This window comes from Arthrobacter sp. 05T47 (genome assembly GCF_056395825.1).
Genome location: NZ_JBFTKG010000002.1, coordinates 200440 through 222142 on the forward strand (window position 1 = coordinate 200440; position 21703 = coordinate 222142).

A 21703-nucleotide genomic window follows, 5' to 3' on the forward strand; every position below is an offset into this window, starting at 1 on the left:
GGCTAAGCCGGGACTACCTGCACKCCTCTAGCTCGCCCGGACGGGCGRGGGGAGTTTGCGTGCCACCGGGGAGAGCAGGAAGCTGGCGATCAGCATCACCATGACGGCCAGCAGCGAGTGGAGGATGCCGACGTGCTCGGCCAGCAGGCCCAGCAGCGGCGGCCCGCACAGGAACGCTCCGTACCCGATCGTGGACACCACGGAGACCCGGGCGGCGGCCTTGACGGGATCGTCGGCCGCGGCGGACATGCCCACCGGAAAACCGAGCGAGGCGCCGAGYCCCCAGATGGCCAGGGCAACGTAGGCCAGCCACGGGACCGGRGCGAAGACGAACAGGCCCAGRCCCACAACAGCCAGTGCGGCGCACCAGCGCATCACCGGGACGCGGCCRTAACGGTCCAGGACCAGGGTGCCGGCGAAGCGGCCAATGGTCATRAAGGTGACGAACAGCCCGTACCCGGCGGCTCCGGCCGCGTCGGTYTGGCCGTGGCCGTCCGCCAGGGCSAGGGCTACCCAGTCCCCCGCGGCGCCTTCGGCGAGGGCGAGTCCGAGGACCAGCACGCCCAGGAGCAGYGTGCGCCGGTCSCGCCAGGCCTGGGCGATCTGGCGTTTGTTGTCCAGCGGCTGTTCGGGGACCGCGTCCGTCTGCCGGACGATGGGGATGGGCCCGGTGGAGGGATCTTCGAAGGTATCGGTCCCGGATGCCTTGAAGGGCCGTTCGCCCTCGACCGGCGTGATGTCGGCGCGGAACCACGCCGCAGCGATGGTCACCGAGCCGGCCACCAGYAGGCCGGCGGCGGCGAAGTGCCAGAGGACCGGGATTCCGGCGCCGGCAGCCCAGGCGCCCAGCCCGGCYCCTGCCACCGTTCCCAGGCTGAAGGAGCCGTGCAGCCGGGGCATGATGTGCCGCCGGACGGCGCGTTCCACGGCGGCGCCCTCAACATTGGACGCGGTGTTCCAGCTGGCCGTGCCCAGCCCGATGATCGCCATTCCCGCGGCGACCGCCACCGGGTTGGCGAGCACGGAGGTGCCGAAGCCKGCCAGGACCAGGCCGAACCCGACCATGATGGCGCCGATCCGGATGGTGCGCTTGGAGCCKAGCCGCAGGACAATCAGGCCCGAGGCGGACACGGACACGAASGACCCCGCCGTCAGGCAGAGCAGGAGCACCCCGATGGTGCCCGGGGTCAGGTCCAGGCCGTCGCGTATGGCGGGCAGCCGGGACACCCACGTAGAAAACGCGATGCCGCTGGCGGCGTAGGCCACCACCACCGCGTTCCGCCAGTGCGTGATCTCGGCGGCCGGGACGAAGACATCCCTGCTCWCAGCCGYTCGCCKCGCAGCCGTTCGYCTCACTGCAGCGCCATGGGGCTAGGCCAGCCTGACGACGGCCTGGGCCTTGACGAGGACCTTCTGGCCGGCCGAGACGACCGTGAGGTCCACGCGGGCGGTGCCGGCGTCGGCGTCGAGCGCTCCGATGGCGCCGCTGACCTCGATCACGGCCCCGGACTCGGGTGTGCCCGTGGTGTCAGCGACCGGCACCGGCTTGGTGAAGCGGGTCTGGAAGTCCACGACGGCGGAGGGGTCACCAGCCCAGTCGGTCACCAGCTGGACGGCGGCGCCCATGGTGAACATGCCGTGGGCGATCACGCCCGGCAGGCCGACGCCGGTGGCGAACGCCTCGTTCCAGTGGATCGGGTTGAAGTCACCGGAGGCGCCCGCGTACTTGACGAGGTCGGTGCGGGTGACGGTGATGCTGCGGCTGCCGATGTCCTGGCCCACCGCGAGATCCGCGAACTTGGGAGCAAAAGATGCAGTGCTCATGGCTACTGTCCCTCTCCGCGGACCAGGATGGACGACGTGGCGGTGGCGACGGGTTCGCGGACACCGGCTGGRTCACCGGCAGCGCCGKKGGCGRCGCCGGGGGCAAGCGCGAAGATTTCCGAGCGGGTGGTGATCATGGCTCCCCCGCCCATGGCGCGGACGCCGTCGACGTGCAGCTCGGCGACCAGCCGGTCGCCGGCGACGATGGGGCGGTGGTGGGTGAACCGCTGGTCGGCGTGGACCACGCGGGAGAAGTCGATGCCGGAATCCGGATCCTCGATCAGCTGCGCGTCGGCGCGCTGGGCGACGATGATGGCGAAGGTCGGCGGCGCCACGAGGTCGCTGTGGCCGAGCGACTCGGCGGCGGCGACATCGAAGTGGGCGGGGTGGGTGGCCTTGACCGCGCGCGCGAACTCGCGGATCTTCTCGCGGCCGACGTCATACACCTCTGCGGCAGGGTAGCTGCGCCCCTGCAGGTCCGGATTGATAGTCATGGTTCCAGCCTATCGCCACGCCCCGGGCCGTCCGGCTTCGTGACAACTCGCACCGGGCCCGGGCCGGTCTTGATGTACTGGYMTTGACTCGCGCGATATGATGAAAACATCAATTCATYAATCCGCAGKGCGGCGCTGTCCCGCCGGGCCGCACCGCGAGCGGATRCGAGAAAGTGTCCTCCTGCCATGATCTCCGCCGCGCAGACCCCCCTGTACGAAATCAAGGCCAACCTGTTCAAGGCCCTGGCCCACCCGGCCCGAATCCGGATCCTCGAGCTTCTGGCCGCCGCGCCGGACACGCAAGCCCCGGTCAGTTACCTGCTCGCCGAGACGGGGCTGGAGCCCTCGCATCTGTCCCAGCATCTGGCGACGCTGCGCCGGCACGGAGTGGTGACGTCGGTCCGGACTGCGAATGTGGTGACCTACCGGCTGGCTCATCCCAAGATCAAAGAGCTTCTCGCGATCGCCCGGACCTTCCTGCTGGACACGCTGGCCGGTTCCAGCGAACAGCTCCGGACAGCGCAGGAGCTGCCGGCCGGCCACCTCGAGGGCCACCTCGAGGGCACCGGCCACCTCGACAACACTGGCCAYCTCGACAACACTGCGCCGTGAGCGCGGCCCAGGCATTAAGTCCGGCCGGGGCGCCTGACACGCTCCGGACACGCCTCGCMSGGTTCGTGCCGTCCCGCCGCGATTACGAGCTCTTGCGGTCCGCCTGGAAGACTGACCTGTTCGCCGGCATCACGGTCGGCATCGTGGCGCTCCCCCTGGCGCTGGCCTTCGGGGTCAGCTCCGGTGTCGGGGCGGAGGCCGGACTCATCACCGCGGTGGTGGCAGGATTGGTCGCCGCCGTCATGGGCGGATCCAACGTCCAGGTTTCCGGCCCGACAGGCGCCATGGTGGTGGTMCTGGCCCCCGTGGTGGCCACCCACGGCGTCGCCAGCMTWGCCCWGGTCTCGGTCCTGGCCGGGCTGCTCGTCATGGTTCTGGGAGCTAGCGGGCTGGGCCGSGCCGTCGCGTTCATCCCTTGGCCGGTCGTGGAGGGTTTCACGCTCGGCATTGCCGCCATCATCTTCCTCCAGCAGGTTCCCCTGGCCACCGGTACCGCGGGAATACCGGGCCACAACACACTCCTGGCCGCCGTCGAGAGCGCATCGCAGGCAACCGTGCCCACCGTGCTGCAGACCCTCGCGGTGGTGGCGGCCGTCGCGGCCCTGATGTATGTGCTGCCCAGGCTCAATAAGTCCCTGCCCGCGAGCCTCWTCGCCGTGTTGCTCACTACCGTGGCGGCAGAGCTGCTGGCGCTGGACATACCCCGGATCGGCGCACTTCCGCACTCCCTGCCGGCCCCCGCCATGCCTTCTGTGGATCCGGCTGCACTGGGCGGCCTGCTGATGCCCGCCATCTCCATCGCGACGCTCGCCGCCATCGAATCCCTGCTCTCGGCCCGGGTGGCCGCCGGCATGGTCGGTCCCGACGGCCGTCCGTCCGGCCCGTACAGCCCGGACCGGGAGCTCACCGGCCAGGGACTGGCTTCGATCGCTGCCGGCTTCTTCGGCGGCATGCCCGCCACGGGCGCGATTGCCCGGACCGCCGTGAACGTCCGTTCAGGGGCCAAGACCCGACTCTCCGCGGTGGTGCACGCCCTCGTGCTGCTGGCCATCATCTACTTGGCGGCGGGACTCGTCGGCAGAATTCCCCTGGCGGCGCTGGCCGGCATCCTCATGGTCACGGCCACCCGCATGGTCTCGCGGCACACGGTGACGGCGATCCTCCGGTCCACCCGGGCGGACGCCGCGGTGTTCGTGATCACGGCCCTCATCACGGTCACCTTCGACCTCATTGTGGCCATCCAGATCGGACTCGCCGCGGCTGCCGTGTTCRCGCTGCGGACGTTCGCGTCCCTGAGCGGAGTCCGGCGCGAGCACATCCCCGGGGCGCCGGTTCCGGGAGACGAGCACATAGCCATTTTCCGGCTGGACGGTGCCATGTTCTTCGGCGCCGCGGAGCGGGTCCTGCAGGAGATCAGCCAGGTCAAGGAYGTCCAGGTGGCCATCATCCGGCTKTCCCAGCTGCGGATGCTGGACGCTACGGGCGCCCATATGCTCGTCGAGGTGATCTCCGCGCTGGAGCTGCGCGGCGTCACGGTCCTGTTGAAAGGGGTCCAGCCGCAGCATCTGSAGCTCGTGACCAACGTGGGGGTTATCCGCTCATTGCGGCATCACAAGCACCTGTTCACGTCCCTCCCGGACGCCGTGGAACATGCCCGSAGCCATGTGCYGCGGAACGCSACCGCTAGCGCTTGAGGTTCTTCCGGATCGTCTGGCCGCGGACCACAAGCCCGGCGATGTGCAGGATCAGGCCGAGCCCGATCACCGGCAGCGAGGCGAGCGCCAGTGCCTGGTTGCCGGTGGTGTTGCCCACCACGTTGAGGACGATCCCGAGGGCGATCAGGCCCATGGCACTGAAGACGAGCACCTTGTAGGTGGTTGACGCGGTGGCCCAGAATTCATTCAGCACCGTGCCAGTCTACCGGGGCGCGCCGGCAACGCTGCGAGCCGCTAAATCCCTGGCGACACGCTAACTACCTGGCGCTACCGGAATACGGGCGCGTCCGGTATTTTCCGCGTCGCGGGGCTTTTCCAGCGTCAGAACAGGGATTCCTGCACCGCCGGGACCTCCGAGCCGTGGTCACCGAGTTCGATCACGCGGGCCTTGAGCTGTCCGAGGTTCACCACGAATTCCAGGTCGCTGCCGTCCAGTGCCGCGAGCGCAATGCTGCCGCTCAGCSAGTCGATCCGGAACCCGTGCGTTCCGGTACCGAGGTCGTGCGGGTAGGCGTGCCGGGTGGCCTGTGCGCAGGCGCCGGCGGAGAGCTGCGGCCGGGCCCACCGCTCGTCCACGATTTCGAACCCCTCCCCGCCGGCACCGGCCAGAAGGGTCCGGGCGTGTTCGGCCAGCTGTGCGTTCAGGGCATCGAGTTCGACGGCGGCTGCCGGAGCCACGAGCGCGGCCGCCTTGGCGGCCGCACGGACCTGCTGCGGCAGACCGGMGTCGCGGGTGAGCATGTCTTCAAGGATCCGGACCACCCGGCCGTCCCCCGCGCGGGCGACGTACCGGGCGACGACGGCGCCCTGCTCGGCGAGCCGGTTCCATTTGCGCAGGTGGGACGCGGTTCCRACCTTGCTGGCTCCGCCCGCGAATGTGGCCACATAGAGCCAGTGCGGCTGCATAAGGTAGGCGCGCAGGCCCGGCGGRACCCGGCCGCCGCGGTGGAAGTCGTGGATGAGCCGGGAATCGTCCAGCACGAAGCACCGCTCGCACTGGCTGCCCTTCACGGCCGGTGCCAGCGCCGGACACAGGACGTGGTCTCGGTCGGCGGGCCCGTGGACCCTGTGGTGGCCGAGGCAGGACTTCCCCTCGGCAGCGAGCCGGAATCCGAGCCGGGTTCCGGCGTCGAGCGCTAGTTCGGTGAGCGTGCCGTCAGGGTCCTGGAGGCGCATCACGGGGAGCCCGCCCTGTCCAGATGCGGTGTCGGGAGCGGGCGCCGGACCATCCCAAAAGACCCCGTGGACCAKATAGCGGGTATCGGTCACGGGGTCTCCTGGTCTGGTACGGGTGTGGCTACAGGGCCGGCTGCACCCCAAAGGCTACCGCGAGCTTCATGATCTTCTCGGCGCGGCCCAGGCGCGGCAGGTCSGAGCCGTCCCGGATGACGCGGCCGCTGGCCTCGAARTCKGCCATGAAGTCCGTGGCCCAGGCGACGTCGGACGGCGTGGGRCTGATGACCTCGTTGATGACCGGYGTCTGGTCGATCGCCAGGCAGAGCTTGCCGGTCATCCCCATCATCACGGTGATGCCGGTCTGTTCGCGCAGGATSGGGTGGTTCGTGCCGACCGTGGGGCCGTCGATGGGGCCGGGCAGGTTGCCGACGCGGCTGGCCACCACCAGCTTGGCGCGCGGGTAGGCCATRGCCTCGGCGGTGGCMGCCATGCCGGTGTCGCGGCGGAAGTCGCCCGAGCCGAAGGCCAGGCGGAAGGCGCCCTGKGCCTTGGCGATGTTGTTGGCTTCCTCGATGCCGACGGCGGACTCGACCAGGGGGATCACCGGGGTCTTGCCGTCCATCCGGTGGAAGCTCTCCGTGACCTGGTCSGCGGACTCGGTCTTGGCGAGCATGACGCCGAGCAGTCCSGGGGTGCCGCGCAGGCCGGCGAGGTCGTCGGCCCAGAACGGGCTGGTGGCATCGTTGATGCGCACCCACGCGCTGCCGCCGGCGGTCAGCCAGTTCACGACGTTGCCGCGGGCCTTGTCCTTTTGGGARGGGTCCACCGCGTCYTCGATGTCGAGGATGATCGCATCGGCCCGGGAGACGGCGGACTGGTCGAAGAGGTCGGTCTTCATCGCRTTGACCAGCAGCCAGGAGCGGGCGATGTCGGCCGGGATTTTGCGCTGGGGCCGAAGTGATTCGGCGGTGGTGGTTGTAGAGGTCATRCATCTACGCTAGCCGCCCGGAGGCACTTGCCGCTAAGCGATYSGGCCCTCAGGGGTGACCATTACGACCAAAATCACCTCCGCACCCAACTAACTGGCAGCAGAAGCCGTTCTCAGCGCTCAAAACGGCCTCAGCTGCCAGCCAGCTGGGTGGGGCGGYGGGARCGGCTAGGGGATGTTGCTTCCCCTGGCCGCGACCCAGAGGCCGTACCACTCGGCGCGGGTCATCGCCGCGGCGACCTCGGCGGCGCCGGCGCAGGCGAGGATCCTGTCCGGGTTGGCGGTGCCGATCACGGGCGCAATCCCGGCCGGGTGCTTCATGAGCCAGCCGAGCACGATCGCCTCCCCCGTRGYSCCCTTCGCGGCGGCCAGGCCGGCGACGAGGGCGGCGGTGGCYTCCTCAGCCGGCGTCGGCGCGGCGGCCGGCGCCCCGGTGTACAGGCCRCGGGCCAGCGACCCGTACGCCTGCAGCCGGATGCCGTTCCGGACGCAATGCTCCACGGTGCCGTGCGGGAAGCTGTAGTCCGTGCCCTCGGCATGGTTGACCAGCACCGTGCTTTCGAGCCAGGCACGCTTCARCAGGCTCATTTCGAGCTGGTTGGCCACCACRGGCGCCTCRAGCCGGTCCTGCAGCAGCTCGATCTGCGGGCCGGACATGTTGGACACGCCCACGGCGCGCACCTTGCCCTCGGCCATGAGCTGCCCGACGGCGGACGCCACCTCCGCCGGGTCCATCAGGGGGTCGGGGCGGTGCAGCATGAGCACGTCCACGTAGTCGGTCCGGAGCCGGGCCAGGCTTTCGTTGACGCGCTCCAGGATGCCGTCCCGGCTGAGGTCGTAGTACGCCTCCAGGCCCTGCTCGTTSAGCCGGATGCCGCAYTTGGTCTGCARCCGGATYTTCTCCCGCAGCCCCGGTGTCCGGGCCAGGACCTCGCCGAAGACGGCCTCGGCTTTGCCGTTGGTRTAGATGTCCGCGTGGTCAAAGAGCGTGATGCCGGCTTGGAGGGCMGCGTCGACGGCGGCGGCCGCCTCGTCCACATGCGCGGACGAGTACGGCTCCGCCGTCCAGCCGCCGCCCAGGCCCATGCAGCCGTAGACGAGTTCCTGGGCCAGGCCGGCGCCGTTGGGGCTCACGCCGTTGTTCACGTCGGGGGCGGGCGTTCCGGACAGATCCTTCAAGGCGGGGCTCACCGCAGCCAGACGGTGGTGTTGGCGGGCAGCAGTCCGCCAACCAGCGGGCCACTGCTGACCAGCACCTCGCCGGCGGGCAGGTCAACCGGTGCGTCGCCGAAGTTGGTCACCGTCTGCCAGCCACCGGGGCGGCTGAAGTGCAGGACATCGGCGCTGCCGGATTCGTGCCACTGCAGTTCCTCCGAGGTCTGCAGTTCGCGGCGCAGCTTCAGGGCCGTGCGGTAGAGCTCCAGGGTGGAGCCCTCCACGCCGTCCTGGGCTGCCACRGCGAAGCGGCTGAACCATGCCGGCTGCGGCAGGTGTGCCCCGCCGKCGCCGAAGCCSAAGGAGGTGCCCTCCGGGGCCCACGGCAGSGGCACGCGGCAGCCRTCGCGGCCGATCTCCACGCCCTTGTTGCGGAAGAAGGTGGGGTCCTGRCGCTCGGCGTCGGGGATTTCCGTGACTTCCTGCAGGCCCAGTTCCTCGCCCTGGTACAGGTACGCGGATCCCGGCAGGGCCAGCATCAGGAGCGTCGCCGCGCGGGCCCGGCTCAGGCCGAGTTCGGCGTCGAGTTCCTCGGCCGGCGCCCCGGCCAGTAGCCAGCCCTTGCCGTCCTGGCCGCTGGCGTGCTTGCCACCGCCCTGGGGCAGGCCGTAGCGGGTGGCGTGGCGGACGACGTCGTGGTTGGAGAAGACCCAGGTGGAGGAGGCGCCGGATTCCGTGGCCTCGGCGAGGTTCCKGGTGATGATTTCGCGGAACTCGACGGCGTTGAAGTCGGCCTGMAGGAGGTCGAAGTTGAACGCCTGGCCCAGGCCCGCCGGGCTGGCGTASCGGGCGCGGCGGGTGGCGTGCACCCAGGCTTCGGCGACGGCGGTGCGCGGCGGGTTGTACTCGTTGAACACCTCGCGCCATTCGGCGTAGATCTCGTGKACTTCGTCGCGGTCCCAGAACGGGTGCGAGCCGTCMKSGAAKCCGTCGGTSCCSGWGTTSGCSRCGCTGAGCTCCACCTTGGAGAKCAGSGGCTCGGTSAGGTCCTTGGTCAGSGCGTGCGCSACRTCRACGCGGAAGCCGTCMACGCCGCGGTCSGACCAGAAGCGSAGSGTCTTGAGGAAGTCGTCGCGGATTTCSCGGTTGGCCCAGTTCAGGTCCGGCTGCTCCTTCGCGAAGATGTGCATGTACCACTGGCCGGGCGTGCCGTCGGGCTCGGTGATGCGCTCCCAGGCCGGGCCGCCGAAGACGGACTCCCAGTCCGACGGCGGGATCTCGCCGTTGTCGCCAAGGCCGTCGCGGAAGATGTAGCGCTCGCGGGCGGCGGAGCCGCGCGGGGCGGCCAGGGCTTCCTGGAACCAGGCGTGCCGGTTCGAGGAGTGGTTGGGGACGATGTCGGCGATGAGCTTGATGCCGGCGGCGTGCAGCGCGGCGGACATCTCRTCGAAGTCMGCCAGGGTGCCCAGCTTGGGGTCCACGTCGCGGTAGTCGTCGACGTCGTAGCCGCCGTCAGCCAGCGCCGAGGGGTAGAACGGGGAGAGCCAGACGGCGTCGATSCCSAGTTCCTTCAGGTACGGGACCTTGGCSGTGATGCCCTTGAYGTCGCCCAGGCCGTCCGCGTTGGAGTCGGAAAAGCTCCGCGGGTAGATCTGGTACACCGATGCCTGGCGCCACCAGTTGGGGTCGGCGGCGAGGTCGGAACCGGACAGGGTTGCCAGMGTGGCGGTGTTGGTCAAAGGAGATTCCTTCGGGTCTGGGAGGGCTTCTGGTATTTTAGATACAAGCTAAATATATTGCCTGAACAATTATGGGTCCGCAGGACAGAAGAGGTCAAGAAGTGATGCAGCACGCAGCCGCCGCCACGCCGCAGCTGCTGCGCCGCGTCAACGCCCAGGCCGTGCTGCGCCATGTCCGCGACGCCGACGTCGCCACCGGAACCGAGCTGATGGCCCTGACCGGGCTCACCCGGGCCTCGGTGATYGCCGTCTGCGAGGACCTGATCGGCMGGGGCTGGATCGTGGAGCCGGACCAGCCCGTTGCGGACCCCGCCAGTCCGCGSAAGGGCCGCCCGGCCCGGCGCTTCGCCTTCAACCGGGMGGCCGGCGTCGTGCTGGGCCTGGACATCGGCGCCGCGACCACCAYCGCCGCCGTCGCCGACCTCCGCGGCACCGTCATCGGCCGGTCCAGCGARAGCTTCCGCGCGGCGGACATCCCGGCGCAGGAGCGGATCGCCGTCATCGATCTCGCCTGCCGCCAGGCACTGGACGCCGCGGGCACGGACCCRGGCAAGGTCCTGGCCGTCGGCGCCGGGATCGCCGCCCCCGTGGACCGGGAGGGCAACGTCCTCGTGACCCAGCGGTTCTGGAGCCTGTTCGACGTCGGGCTCCGCTCCGCGCTGAAGGAGCTGCACGGCTGGACCGTGCTCCTGGAAAACGACGCCAACCTGGCCGCGCTCGGTGAGCGCTGGCGCGGCTCCGGAACGGGCGTSGACGACCTCGTGGTGCTSCTGGCCGGCGAACGCCTSGGCGCGGGGGTGATGGARTCCGGGCGCCTCCTGCACGGCCGCGGCGGCGCCGCCGGCGAGATGGGCTACCTGGACATGRTGGARGGCGTCGGCTCCAGCGACGGCATCGCGGCCCTGGTGCGGCAGTGGTCCGCGGCAGAAGGCGGGCCGTCCGCGGGCGGACCTGCCAGTGCGCCGCGGGTCTTTGCGGATGCSGAGGCCGGAGACGCGACGGCTCTGGCAATCCTGGACCGGATTTCGGAGCGCATGGCCCGCGTCATCGCCTCGATCGCGAGCCTGATCAACCCCGAACAGGTGGTGATCGGCGGCGCCGTCGCCGAGTCCGCCGGGGCGCTCCTGCCAGGCATCACGGCGCTGCTCCCCCGMTTCACCGCGACTCCCCCGCGGGTGACGGTCTCGCCCCTGGGCGACGGAATCGTCACGGCCGGCGCGGTCCGGCACGCCCTGGACTACGTCGAGGCGAATGCCCTGGAGCTGGTCCTGCCCGCGCCGGCCTGACCYCAATTCGGGCCTAMCCGCTRCGTGAAATTCGGGCCYACCSGCTAYGTGGTCCCTATTCCGGCATGATCATGGTGCGCAGGTCCAGCTGCCGCAGCACCCGGTCCGCGACTTCCGGGTCCATGCCCGGCTCRTTCCGGGCSGCCACGACTTCCTGGCGGGCGGCGTCGAGGGCGATCGTCTGCACCGCGATSGCCAGYTCGCGGCCGCGCTGGCGYTTCTCCCCSGGRCTCTCGTTCCGCAGGCTCCCGTCCAGCAGTTCGGCGTGCAGCCGGGTCATTTTCTCCTTCACCAGCGCCACCTTCTCGGCCGGGAGTTCCTTCATCAGCTCGTTGTCCTTGAGCGCGGCAATCGCTGCCTGTTGGGCACGGCGGGCCAGCACGCGGGCGGCGTCGCGTTCTTCGGTGCCGTCCTCGGACGCTTTCAGGACCCGCATCAGCCACGGCAGCGTCAGCCCGGGCAGCACCAGGGTGGCCAGCAGGACGGCGCAGGCGATCACCAGCAGTTCGCTCCGGGCAGGGAACGGMGTGCCGTCCGCGATGGTCAGCGGAAGGGCCAGCGCCAATGCCAGGGTGGCCAGGCCGCGCATGCCGCACCAGGTAAGGATCAGCACGTCCTTGGCCGAGGTAGGGCGCAGGACGTCCTTCCTGGCCCGGGACAGGCCGGACATCATGGCCAGCCAGGCAAARCGTGCCGCGAAGACGAGCACGCAGACCACGGCGGCCGTCCCGATCATGCCGAACACGCCGGTGCCTTCGTCATGGATGACCTGCCGGACTTCCAGCCCCACCAGCCCGAACGCCAGGCCGGTGATCAGCAGCTCCACGACGTCCCAGAAGGCGGTGCGGGTGACTCGCTCGGCGGCGTCCTCGGGCCGGGAGTGGCGCTGTATTTCCAGGGCGGTGACCACGACGGCGATCACCCCGGAGGCGTGCACTTCCTCGGCCAGGATGTAGGCGGCAAACGGCACCACGAGGGTGACGGCACTGCGGGCCACCATGGAGCTCACGAGGCGGGTGATCAGGCTGGTCAGCCAGCCCATGCCGATGCCCACGACCACCGCGATCGCGGCTCCSAGGACRAACTGGAGGACGACGTCGGAGGCGATCTTGGTGCCGGCGACGGCGGCCGCCACSGCCGCCTGGAAGATGACRATGGCGGCGGCGTCGTTGAAGAGGCCTTCGCTCTGGAGCACGTTGATGAGCCGCCGCGGCATGTGGACCCGGCTGGCGATCGAGTCCACCGCCACGGGATCCGGCGGGGCCACCATGGCGCCCAGGGCGATCGCGGCCGGAATKCCGATGCCCGGAATCATGAGCCAGGCCGCGCCGGCGACCACGGCYGTSGAGACCACCACGAGCGCRACGGCCAGCATGAGCAGCGTKCGCCAGCGGACCCGGAAAACGGCCCACGAGCTGCGCTGGGCCGTGGCGAAGAGCAGMGGCGGCARGAAGATGGGCAGGATCAGCTCRGGCGCGATCTGGACCTCCGGGAAGCCCGGGATGAACGTCARTGCSACGGCCAGCAGCAGCATCAGCACCGGGTACGGCAGCCTCAGCCGGTCRCCCAGGCCCACGGCCACCACAGTGGCCAGCAGGAGTCCAACGATGAGCGCCAACTGGTCCATGTGCCTGCTTTCCCCGGAGGCGGACCTGTTGCATCCCGGGTGGRTGCACGGACCGCCCCCCACCACCCTATCGGCCCGGTGCCTGGGCTGCGGGACTGGGCTGCGGGACTGAGGCCCGGGCCTGGGCTTAGGGACCTGGGTCTATGGCTGCAGGGCCGCGGCGAGCGGCAGTGTGCCGTCCCGGAACTCGATGGTGCGCCCGATCGTGGCGGGCAGGCCGAGSACCGCGGCCGCCACCAGGGCGACGTTGGCGCGGGCGGTAGCGGTGCCCTCCGACGTGTCGGCGKGGTCGACGTCGATCATCCCGTTGCCCGGRCCGGACGTCAGCGTGCCGGGCCCCAGGATGGTCCAGTCAAGGCCCGAGCCGCGCAGGTACGCGTCCGCCGCGGCCTTGGCCTCGGCGTAGGCGAAGAAGCCGTTGTCCGCGGGGACCCCGTGGTCGGGGCCCGCGCCGAAGTAGGACACCATGATGTAGCGGCCCACGCCGGCTTCAGCCGCGGCGTCCATCGAACGGATGGCCGCGTCCCGGTCCACGGCGTAGGTGCGCTCGGGGCTGCCGCCGCCGGCCCCGGCAGAGAACACCACRGCGTCGTGGTTCCGCAGGGCATCGGCGATCTGCGCCGTCGTGGCGTTCTCCACGTCCAGCAGCGACGGCGTGGCTCCRGYGGCCGCGACGTCGGCCGCTTGCYCCGGGTTGCGGATGAAGGACGTGACGTCCTGCCCGTCCGCYGCGAGGATCCTGGACAGTTCCAAAGCCACCTTGCCGTGGCCGCCGATGATTGCGATTCGCGTCATGGACCCATTCTGTCCCACTGGATGACGTACTGCTGCCCCAGGGTCCAGAAGTTGGTGGTGGTCCAGTAGATCAGGACGCCGATGGGGAAGACGATGCCGCCCACACCGAACACGACCGGCAGGATGTAGAGCATCATCTTCTGCTGGCGCATGAAAGGGTTCGCCAGGGCCTCTTCGGAGGTGTTCATGGCCGTGATCTGCCGCTGCATGATGAGCCGCTGCGTCATGAACTGTGCGGCCGTCATGGCCAGGATCATCGTGATGGACAGGATCCASACGGMCGTTTGGTTGCCCCCGCCGTGCAGCAGCGAYGCCGARAGCGGGGCGCCGAAAATGGTGGATTCGTCGAACTGCCGGACCTGTTCGGCGCTCATGGCGCCGACGCCCTGGTCCTGGCYGGCCGCCGCGCTRATGCCGGAGAGCACCTGGAACAGGGCGAAGAAGAAGGGCGTCTGGATCAGCAKRGGCAGGCAGGCCGAGAACGGGTTGGTGCCGTGCGCCTTGTACAGCGCCATCTGTTCCTGGGCCATGGCCTGGCGGGACAGCGGATCGGTCTTGCCCCGGTATTTGTCCTGGAGCTTCTTCAGGTCCGGCTGCARGAGCCCCATRCGATGCTGGGCGTTGACCTGCTTCAGGTAMACCGGGATCAGGGCGGCACGGATCACGAGCACCAGCCCGATGATGGACAGGGTCCAGGTCCAGCCGCTGGCCGGMGGCATGCCGAGGGCGCTGAGTCCGTCGTGGAAGCCCACCATGATGGCCGAGACCARCCAYTTGAASGGGGCCATGATGGTGCCCAAGAAGTCCACTGATATCCCCATCTGTCAGGTGAGGCAAAACTACGGCGAAACGGGCCGCTTGTCACGGGCKCGGCCTGCAGCGCGCCCCGCACCCGGTTGCGCTATCACTCTTGGTTGCCATCAGGCCTCGATGAGGACCATAAGTGACAGGGCAACGGGTGGTCCGGTGGCTGGGAATCCAGATGAGGGGAGAAACAGAAAGACCCCCGGAACCTTGCGGATTCCGGGGGTCTTGCCTGTAGCGGTGGGGAGGCTCGATCTCCCGACCTCACGATTATGAGTCGTGCGCTCTAACCAACTGAGCTACACCGCCATAAATGAGGAAAACCTGCGCTAAGCCGGTCAAAAACCGCCTTGACACAGGCCCTCATTCAGAGCCCCCCACCGGAATCGATCCGGTGACCTCGTTCTTACCAAGAACGCGCTCTACCACTGAGCTAGGGGGGCAACGAGTAAATACTCTACCGGAAGATTCGCCCACCAACAAATCGGCGGCCGGACGACGCCGGACCCGCCAAAAGCAGCGCAAATCCGGGCTCCCAGCAGGGTCCGGGATGCCAAAACAGGCTCCCCGGGGAGGCCCGCCCGCCGCCGCTGTGACGAAGGGAACACGCTGGCGAAATGCTTAGGCAAGAACGGGCCGGCTCAAGAGCCGGCCCGTTCTCAGGAAATGCTAGTGGTTACCACTTGTTGCGGGGCTTGAAGCCGCCTTCGTGGCGCGGCTTGCGGGTGTCCGCGCCGAAGGTCCGCTGCTCGGAGCGCTCGCTGAAGGAGCGGCCGCCACGGTCAGCGGAAGACCGCTCGCCGTCGCCCTTGCGGAATTCGCGCTTGAAGCCGCCGTTGCCCTTGAAGTTGCCGCTGCCGCCGGAGTAGCCGCCACGGTCCCCACCGCGGTCGCCGCCGCGGTTGCCCTGGTACGCGCCGCGCTCGCCCGAGGGCTTGCGGCCGTTGTCCAGCTCGAGGTGGATCAGCTCGCCGCCGATCCGGGTGCGGGACAGGGCCTTCAGCTGATCGGGGCTCAGGTCCGCCGGGAGCTCCACGAGGGAGTGGTCCGAGCGGATGTCGATGCCGCCGATCTGGGCCGAGGAGATGCCGCCTTCGTTGGCGATGGCGCCRACGATCGAACCGGGCATGACGCGCTGGCGGCGTCCGACGGCGATCCGGTAGGTGGCGTTGCCCTCGGTCAGGGTGCGGGTCGGGCCGCGTGAGCCGAAGCCGTCCTTGGAGCGCTCGCGCTTCTGGAATTCGGGAGCGGCCGGCAGTTCCTTGACCAGGAGCGGCTGTCCGCCCTGGGCCATGACGGCCAGTGCTGCGGCGATCTCCGAGGCCGGGACGTTGTGCTCTTCCTCGTAGGAGGAGATGAGGTCGCGGAACGCGGCGACGTCCTCGGACTCGAGGGTCTCGGTGATGCGCTCGGCGAACTTGCCCAGGCGCAGCGTGTTGACGGTCTCGGCCGTGGGCAGGTGCATCTGCTCCACCGGCTGGCGGGTCGCCTTCTCGATGGAACGCAGCAGGTACTTCTCCCGCGGCGTCATGAACAGGATCGCGTCGCCGGAACGGCCTGCACGGCCGGTGCGGCCGATGCGGTGCACGTAGGACTCGGTGTCGTGCGGGATGTCGTAGTTGACCACGTGGCTGATGCGCTCAACGTCCAGGCCGCGGGCCGCCACGTCGGTGGCCACGAGGATATCGATGCGGCCTTCCTTCAGTGCATCGACAGTGCGCTCGCGCTGCTGCTGCGGGATGTCACCGTTGATGGCGGCGGCCTGGAAGCCGCGGGACTTCAGCTTGTCAGCCAGGTCCTCGGTAGCCATCTTGGTGCGCACGAAGGCGATGACGCCGTCGAACTCTTCGACCTCGAGGATGCGGGTCAGCGCGTCCAGCTTGTGCGGGCCCATGACCTGCAGGTACCGCTGGCGGGTGTTGGCGCCGGTGGTGGTCTTGGACTTCACCGAGATCTCGGCCGGGTTGTTCAGGTACTGCTTGGACATGCGGCGGATCTGGCTCGGCATGGTGGCCGAGAACAGCGCGACCTGGCGGTCCGACGGGGTCTGCTGGAAGATCTGCTCCACGTCKTCGGCGAAGCCCATGCGSAGCATTTCGTCGGCCTCGTCCAGCACCAGGTACTGAAGTTCGGAGAGGTCCAGGGAACCCTTGGCGATGTGGTCGATCACACGGCCGGGGGTACCGACAACAACCTGGGCGCCGCGGCGCAGGCCGGCGAGCTGCGGGCCGTAGGCGGAGCCGCCGTACACCGGGAGGACCGTGAAGTCGTCGATGTGCTTGGCGTAGGAGGTGAAGGCCTCGGCAACCTGGAGCGCAAGCTCGCGGGTCGGGGCGAGAACCAGGGCCTGGGTCTTGCGGGACGGGCCGTTTAGGTCGTGGAGCTCGGCCAGGCGGGACAGCGCCGGTACTGCGAATGCTGCAGTCTTACCGGTGCCCGTCTGGGCCAGGCCCACGACGTCGCGGCCTTCGAGCAGCAGCGGGATGGTTGCTGCCTGGATCGGGGACGGCTTCTCGTAGCCGACGTCCTGCAGTGCGGCGAGGACACGGCCATCGATGCCGAGATCGGCGAACTTCACGCCTTCTTCCTCGGCGTCGTCGTCCTTGGCCGGGGCGGAAGTCGCCTCGGTCTTGGTGTCGGCCTGCGGGGCAGCCTCGGCAGCGGCTTCAACAGCCGCCGGTGCTACGAAGTCCGCAGGAGCCTCGGTGAATTCCGGGGCGGAGCCGGCTGCGGGGGCAGCCGTTTCAGAAGTCTCGACGTCGGCCTGGCTGTGCTCGGTGGCGAGTTCGGTGTCGACGGAGTTGTTCTGATTTTCGGGCATAGGTGAAATTTCCTCATCCATAGGGGCCAAGCGGCACAACCCGAGGTGAGCGGAGCCGCAGTACGCGTGACASKARRYGCCGGGCGTACGGTTGACCGGCSGGTCACAGAAGTCCGGCGCTTTCGCAATCCCGTGGCAGGACTTCCCGCTGCATCTCTTGGCTGCTATCCCAGCAGTCTGTACAGCGTTTTCTTTTGCCGGCTCTCCCTATGAAAATGCCCGCATCACATTTGCGGGCCCCAACACTTACCAGTCCTGCCTCAAGAATTGGGCAGGAATAAGGGATTTCCGGAGTGGGGGATATTTCAAGTGTAGGGCATGGAACAGAACAGTGGTAGTTGAGAGGCCGACGGCGGCCGGTGAGCTTGCGCACACCGGCGCACCGGACGGTGCATTCCGACGCCGTACGGCTAGACGCCGAGGCGGCGCTCCAGCTGCTCGAATCGCTGGTGGTACTCGGGCTGGAGGCGGATCTGGCCGTCGGCGTCGGCGTCGCGCAGGGCCTCTATGTCCTCCAGCGAGGGATCAGCGAACCACTTGGCAATCGTCACGCCGTGGGCGGGGACAAAGAGCAGGTGGATGTGGTCGCCGGCCTCGATGCTGCCGGTCCGGACCACCCGGAGGTAAGTGCCCACCCTGCCCGCCTCGGTGAACCTCTTGACCCAGTGCGGCTCCCCCATCCGCCGCTGGAACGTGGCGCACGGCACGCGCGGGGAGGTGACTTCGACCTCCACGTCCAGTCCGATCTTCCAGCGTTCGCCGATCACGGCGGTGGAGGCGTTGAGGCCAGTGATCCGCAGGTTTTCGCCGAAGATGCCCGGCGGCATGTCCCGTCCGAGCTCACCGGCCCAGTAGTCGGCGTCGTCCTGCGAGTAAGCGTAGAGGGCCTGGTCCTCGCCGCCGTGGTCGATCCTGCTGGCCTGGACATCACCGCGCAGGCCGAGTTTGTGGACCCGGACCGGTCCGTCCACGGCGCGCTTGTCGATCGCAGTGACCCCAACGCTGCCGGGATCCTCGAGCAGCTGGTGAACCCTGCAGACAGCAAGGACAGATGCGGTTTCCATGGCACCAGTGTAGGCCTGCCGCCCGCCGGGCACCGGACCAGGCGCGGCCACCCTGCGCAGGGCGGCCACGGGCCGCGGCACCGCACCCGGCACGGGGCGCGGCACTGCGGGTGCGGCCGTAGGATGCTGGCATGAGCAATGAGGCCGGCCTGTCCGATGTTTCCGACGTTTCCGATGTCCTGGCGATCGATTCGCTGCTGAGCGCGGAGGAGCTGGCCGTGCGCGAGCGTGTCCGCGACTTCACCAACCAGCGGATCAGGCCCGGGATCGCCGGCTGGTACGAGGACGCCGTGTTCCCCCTGGACCTTGCCCCGGAACTTGGCGAGCTCGGCGTGCTCGGCATGCACCTGGAGGGCTACGGGTGCCCCGGCCGCTCCGCCGTCGAATATGGCCTCGCCGCCATGGAACTGGAGGCCGGCGATTCGGGCGTCCGCACGTTCGTCTCCGTGCAGGGCTCCCTCGCCATGACGGCCATCCACAAGTGGGGCTCCGAGGACCAGAAGCAGGAGTGGCTCCCCCGGATGGCCGCCGGCGAGCTGATCGGCGCGTTCGCGCTGACCGAGCCGACCGCCGGATCCGATCCGGCGTCCATGAAAACCTTTGCCCGCCCCGACGGAACGGGCGCCAACGCCGGCTGGATCCTGGACGGCGCCAAACGCTGGATCGGGCTCGCGTCCGTGGCGGATGTGCTGGTGGTGTGGGCCATGACCGAGGACGGCGTGCGCGGATTCCTGGTCCCGGCCGGCACCGCGGGGGTCACCGCGACGCCGATCGGGCAGAAGCTCTCAATGCGCGCCTCGATCCAGTGCGATATCACGTTCGACGCCGTCCGGCTGGGCCCGGAGGCGCTGCTGCCCGCGGCTCAGGGGCTGCGCGGACCCTTCTCCTGCCTCAACGAGGCCCGCTACGGGATCGCCTGGGGCGCGATGGGCGCCGCCCGGGATTCCTACGAGGCTGCCCTGGCCTATGCCCAGGAACGGCTGCAGTTCGGCAAGCCGCTGGCCGGATACCAGCTGACGCAGGAGAAACTCGTGAACATGCTCCTGGAAATCCAGAAGGGCACCCTGCTGGCACTGCACCTGGGCCGGCTCAAAGACGCCGGCAGGCTGCGTCCGGAGCAGATCTCGCTCGGCAAGCTCAACAACGTGCGGGAGGCGATCGGGATTGCCCGGGAGGCCCGCACCATCCTGGGCGGCAACGGCATCACGCTGGACTACTCCCCGCTGCGGCACGCCGCCAACCTGGAATCCGTCCGGACCTACGAGGGCACCGACGAGGTCCACACCCTGATCCTGGGCCAGCACATCACGGGACTCCCCGCCTTCCGCTAGCGGCGCGAGATGTCACGTCGCGGCAGTGTTTGCCGCCGACACTGCCGTGATGTGCCTTCTCGACGGGGTTCCGGGTGGAAGTTCCGGCTCAGGCGGAGAAGCCGCCGTCGGCCTTGACCAGCTGGCCGGACATCCAGCGGCCCTCGGGCGAGAGCAGGAACGCGACCGTGCCGGACACGTCCGCCGGGGTGCCCAGCCGGCCGCCGGGGTGCCGACGGGCCAGATCGTCCCGGAGCGGCCCGTCCATCCAGCCGGTGTCCACCGGTCCCGGGTTCAGGACGTTGGAGCTGATCCCGAGCGGGCCGAGTTCCCGGGCCGCGGCGATCACGATCCGGTCCAGGGCGCCCTTGGATGCGCCGTAGGGCAGGTTGAAGGCGGTGTGGTCGCTGGTGAGGGCCACGATGGCCCCGCCGTCGGGACCTGCCTGCCGGGCGAAGGCGGCAATCAGCTGCCAGCTGGCACGGGTGTTGACCGCGAAGTGCCGGTCGAAGCTTTCCAGGGTCGTGTCCAGGATGCCGGAGTCCGCGGATTCGCAATGGCTGAGCACCAGGCCCTGCAGGGGTCCGGCTTCCGCCGCGGCGGCGGCCATCAGCCGGTCCACGGCCTGCGGATCTTCGAAATCCGCCGGCAGGGCCACGACGGCGGCGCCGATCGCCTGCAGCTCGGCGGTGAGGCGTTCGACGTCGTCGGGCTGGACTCCCCACGGCATCCTCGCGTCGTAGTCCTGCCAGTACGTCAGGACGAGGTCCCAGCCGTCGGCGGCGAGGCGGCGCGCGATGCCGGCGCCGATTCCGGCGAGCCGGCCGACACCTGTGACGAGGGCGGTTTTGCGCGGAGTTGAGGAAGTCATGCCGACCAGCCTAGCGGTGGCGGCCGTCACGGCATCTGAGAAGCCGCACCCGGGAAGAGGCGCCTAGGAAGAGGTAGCGGAGACGGCGGCCCGGGCGTCCTGTGCGGCTACCGGCCCGGACGTGAGGTCGAGCCCCGGCGCCAGCGAGTCCCGCCGCAGGGCCACCAGCCAGCACACCAGCAGGGCCAGGGCGCAGAAGACGCCGGCGCTGGAGGCCATGATCCAGAGGCCGGGCGTCTGGATATCGAGGTTTTCCGCGCCCAGGGCCGTGCCGATGGTCTTCGGCGAGAACAAGAACACCAGGATCGAGATGCCCAGCACCGCACCCATGGTCCAGCGCATCCCGGCGTAGCGGCGCGGGGCTTCCCGCAAGGTCCAGGCGAAGGCCGGGAAGACGGCCGCGACCCACACCCAGTGGTGGGACCAGGAGACCGGGCTGATCAACAGCATGGTGAGCGCCGTCGCCGACACCGCGACCACGCGCGCGCCCTGATCGCTGGCGGCCTTGATTACGCCGGCGCCCAGGGCCACCACCGCCAGGCTCAGCACCAGCCACGGCACGGTGACGTGCGCCTCCGGGACGCCGAAGTGCAGCAGGGCGCCCTTCAGCGACAGGTTGTCCACATAGCCGGCTCCCCCCATCCGGGAGGTGTCCGGCAGCATCTCGAGCCAGAACTGCAGGGATTCGGCGGGGCGCAGCAGCCAGCCGACCACCACGGTGGCGGTGAAGCCGGCAGCCATGTTGCCCAGTCCACGCCAGTCCTTGCGGACCAGGAAGTACAGTCCGAACACCAGTGGCGTCAGCTTGATGCCGGCCGCGACGCCCACCAGGAAGCCGCTGCCGGGGAATCCGCGGGTCCAGCGCGGGTTGCGGGCCAGCAGGTCCACGGCGATCAGGCCCATCAGCAGGGCGTTGATCTGGCCAAACACGAGGGTCTCGCGCCACGGGCCGAGGTTGAGCACCGCCAGGACCAGGACGGCGGCGGCCCAGACGTTGCCGGGAGCCCGGAAGGTGGCGCGCCAACTGGTCTTGGAGTTCCAGTACCGGACCGCGCGGACCGTGGTCAGGACCGCCACGCCGGCTCCGGCCGCGTTGAACAGGGTCAGCGCCGCAGTCTGGGGCAGCCGCGCCAACAGGCCAAAGACCATGGCGGCGAACGGCGGGTAGGTGAACATCAGCTTCGGCCCGCCGGCCCAGTCGACATTACCCGCGTACAGCTGGGACGGCGCCGCGCCGGCGTCATTGAGGATCTTCCCGCCGTACCAGTAGACGCTGAAGTCCAGGCCCTGTTTGGCCCAGACGCCGAGCGAGACCCAGAGGAAGTAGCCCACTCCGGCGATAGCCAGGAGCGCGGAGAGCCGGATCAGCTGCGGGAGGGGTGACGGGCGCGCCGGGCTGCGGTCGGAATCGAGCACTGACAT

General features: G+C 69.4%; 18 protein-coding genes, 2 tRNA genes and 1 pseudogene. 4 read left to right on the forward strand and 17 right to left on the reverse strand.

The window, feature by feature from the left end; genetic code table 11:
• Nucleotides 1–27: 27 nt before the first annotated feature.
• From AC1DEY_RS03040 to AC1DEY_RS03050, 3 genes are read right to left on the reverse strand one after another with little or no spacing between them, the layout of a single operon-like run.
• Nucleotides 28–1356: an MFS transporter gene (locus AC1DEY_RS03040; RefSeq protein WP_476866696.1), complete on the reverse strand. Its 1329-nt coding sequence runs from the start codon at nt 1354–1356 to the stop codon at nt 28–30.
• Nucleotides 1357–1371: 15 nt separating this feature from the next.
• Entirely contained in the window at nt 1372–1824 is a 453-nt protein-coding gene (locus tag AC1DEY_RS03045) for a MaoC family dehydratase (protein ID WP_441407800.1), read from the reverse strand.
• 2 nt (nt 1825–1826) lie between these two features.
• The gene (locus AC1DEY_RS03050) at nt 1827–2318 is read right to left on the reverse strand and encodes an FAS1-like dehydratase domain-containing protein (RefSeq protein WP_476866697.1); all 492 of its coding nucleotides are present in this window, start codon (nt 2316–2318) and stop codon (nt 1827–1829) included.
• Nucleotides 2319–2504: 186 nt separating this feature from the next.
• Here AC1DEY_RS03050 and AC1DEY_RS03055 point away from each other — a divergent pair, with 186 nt between their 5' ends.
• Nucleotides 2505–2930 (forward strand): ArsR/SmtB family transcription factor, encoded by a 426-nt coding sequence (locus tag AC1DEY_RS03055; protein WP_476866698.1) that lies wholly within the window; start codon nt 2505–2507, stop codon nt 2928–2930.
• Nucleotides 2927–4624 carry a SulP family inorganic anion transporter gene (locus AC1DEY_RS03060; protein WP_476866699.1) on the forward strand — a complete coding sequence of 566 codons (1698 nt, stop codon included), beginning with the start codon at nt 2927–2929 and terminating at the stop codon, nt 4622–4624. The genes AC1DEY_RS03055 and AC1DEY_RS03060 overlap by 4 nt, the downstream gene beginning before the upstream one ends.
• Here AC1DEY_RS03060 and AC1DEY_RS03065 read toward each other — a convergent pair.
• The 5 genes from AC1DEY_RS03065 to AC1DEY_RS03085 all read right to left on the reverse strand — a co-directional run bounded on the left by AC1DEY_RS03065 (nt 4614) and on the right by AC1DEY_RS03085 (nt 9703).
• Nucleotides 4614–4838: a DUF3188 domain-containing protein gene (locus AC1DEY_RS03065; protein WP_476866700.1), complete on the reverse strand. Its 225-nt coding sequence runs from the start codon at nt 4836–4838 to the stop codon at nt 4614–4616. The two genes, AC1DEY_RS03060 and AC1DEY_RS03065, sit on opposite strands and share 11 nt — an antisense overlap.
• A gap of 128 nt (nt 4839–4966) precedes the next feature.
• On the reverse strand, nt 4967–5914 hold the full coding sequence (locus tag AC1DEY_RS03070) for a DUF2797 domain-containing protein (protein WP_476866701.1): 948 nt from the start codon (nt 5912–5914) through the stop codon (nt 4967–4969).
• 28 nt (nt 5915–5942) lie between these two features.
• Complete coding sequence (locus tag AC1DEY_RS03075; RefSeq protein ID WP_441407794.1) at nt 5943–6809, reverse strand: HpcH/HpaI aldolase/citrate lyase family protein; 867 nt, start codon at nt 6807–6809, stop codon at nt 5943–5945.
• 168 nt (nt 6810–6977) lie between these two features.
• Complete coding sequence (locus tag AC1DEY_RS03080; protein ID WP_476866817.1) at nt 6978–7922, reverse strand: aldo/keto reductase; 945 nt, start codon at nt 7920–7922, stop codon at nt 6978–6980.
• A 74-nt stretch (nt 7923–7996) separates the two neighbouring features.
• Nucleotides 7997–9703 (reverse strand): glycoside hydrolase family 13 protein, encoded by a 1707-nt coding sequence (locus tag AC1DEY_RS03085; protein WP_476866702.1) that lies wholly within the window; start codon nt 9701–9703, stop codon nt 7997–7999.
• 104 nt (nt 9704–9807) lie between these two features.
• Here AC1DEY_RS03085 and AC1DEY_RS03090 point away from each other — a divergent pair, with 104 nt between their 5' ends.
• Nucleotides 9808–10989, forward strand: a complete 1182-nt coding sequence (locus AC1DEY_RS03090; RefSeq protein WP_476866818.1) for an ROK family protein — start codon at nt 9808–9810, stop codon at nt 10987–10989.
• A 55-nt stretch (nt 10990–11044) separates the two neighbouring features.
• On the opposite strand, the gene AC1DEY_RS03095 is transcribed toward AC1DEY_RS03090, so the two are convergent.
• The 7 genes and pseudogenes from AC1DEY_RS03095 to AC1DEY_RS03125 form a co-directional block, all read right to left on the reverse strand.
• Nucleotides 11045–12616, reverse strand: a complete 1572-nt coding sequence (locus tag AC1DEY_RS03095; protein WP_476866703.1) for a Na+/H+ antiporter — start codon at nt 12614–12616, stop codon at nt 11045–11047.
• 141 nt (nt 12617–12757) lie between these two features.
• A complete protein-coding gene (locus AC1DEY_RS03100; protein WP_476866704.1) occupies nt 12758–13411 on the reverse strand; it encodes an NAD(P)H-binding protein in 654 nt (217 codons plus the stop codon).
• 20 nt (nt 13412–13431) lie between these two features.
• A pseudogene (gene yidC, locus AC1DEY_RS03105) lies at nt 13432–14220 on the reverse strand (membrane protein insertase YidC); the annotation flags it as partial.
• Between the two features lie 230 nt (nt 14221–14450).
• A tRNA-Met gene (locus tag AC1DEY_RS03110) sits at nt 14451–14524 on the reverse strand.
• A gap of 62 nt (nt 14525–14586) precedes the next feature.
• A tRNA-Thr gene (locus AC1DEY_RS03115) sits at nt 14587–14658 on the reverse strand.
• Between the two features lie 233 nt (nt 14659–14891).
• Nucleotides 14892–17036, reverse strand: a complete 2145-nt coding sequence (locus AC1DEY_RS03120) for a DEAD/DEAH box helicase (protein WP_476866705.1) — start codon at nt 17034–17036, stop codon at nt 14892–14894.
• 410 nt (nt 17037–17446) lie between these two features.
• On the reverse strand, nt 17447–18100 hold the full coding sequence (locus AC1DEY_RS03125; RefSeq protein WP_476866706.1) for an MOSC domain-containing protein: 654 nt from the start codon (nt 18098–18100) through the stop codon (nt 17447–17449).
• A gap of 131 nt (nt 18101–18231) precedes the next feature.
• Here AC1DEY_RS03125 and AC1DEY_RS03130 point away from each other — a divergent pair, with 131 nt between their 5' ends.
• Nucleotides 18232–19431: an acyl-CoA dehydrogenase family protein gene (locus tag AC1DEY_RS03130; RefSeq protein WP_476866707.1), complete on the forward strand. Its 1200-nt coding sequence runs from the start codon at nt 18232–18234 to the stop codon at nt 19429–19431.
• Between the two features lie 88 nt (nt 19432–19519).
• Here AC1DEY_RS03130 and AC1DEY_RS03135 read toward each other — a convergent pair whose 3' ends face one another.
• Both AC1DEY_RS03135 and AC1DEY_RS03140 read right to left on the reverse strand, forming a co-directional pair.
• Nucleotides 19520–20281 carry an SDR family oxidoreductase gene (locus AC1DEY_RS03135; protein ID WP_476866708.1) on the reverse strand — a complete coding sequence of 254 codons (762 nt, stop codon included), beginning with the start codon at nt 20279–20281 and terminating at the stop codon, nt 19520–19522.
• Between the two features lie 63 nt (nt 20282–20344).
• A complete protein-coding gene (locus AC1DEY_RS03140; protein ID WP_476866709.1) occupies nt 20345–21703 on the reverse strand; it encodes a glycosyltransferase 87 family protein in 1359 nt (452 codons plus the stop codon).

Coding starts and splice junctions, on each gene's coding strand:
- AC1DEY_RS03045 (WP_441407800.1), bottom strand. CDS start 1,824: ATGAGCACTGCATCTTTTGCTCCCAAGTTCGCGGATCTCGCGGTGGGC.
- AC1DEY_RS03125 (WP_476866706.1), bottom strand. CDS start 18,100: ATGGAAACCGCATCTGTCCTTGCTGTCTGCAGGGTTCACCAGCTGCTC.
- AC1DEY_RS03130 (WP_476866707.1), top strand. CDS start 18,232: ATGAGCAATGAGGCCGGCCTGTCCGATGTTTCCGACGTTTCCGATGTC.
- AC1DEY_RS03135 (WP_476866708.1), bottom strand. CDS start 20,281: ATGACTTCCTCAACTCCGCGCAAAACCGCCCTCGTCACAGGTGTCGGC.
- AC1DEY_RS03140 (WP_476866709.1), bottom strand. CDS start 21,703: ATGTCAGTGCTCGATTCCGACCGCAGCCCGGCGCGCCCGTCACCCCTC.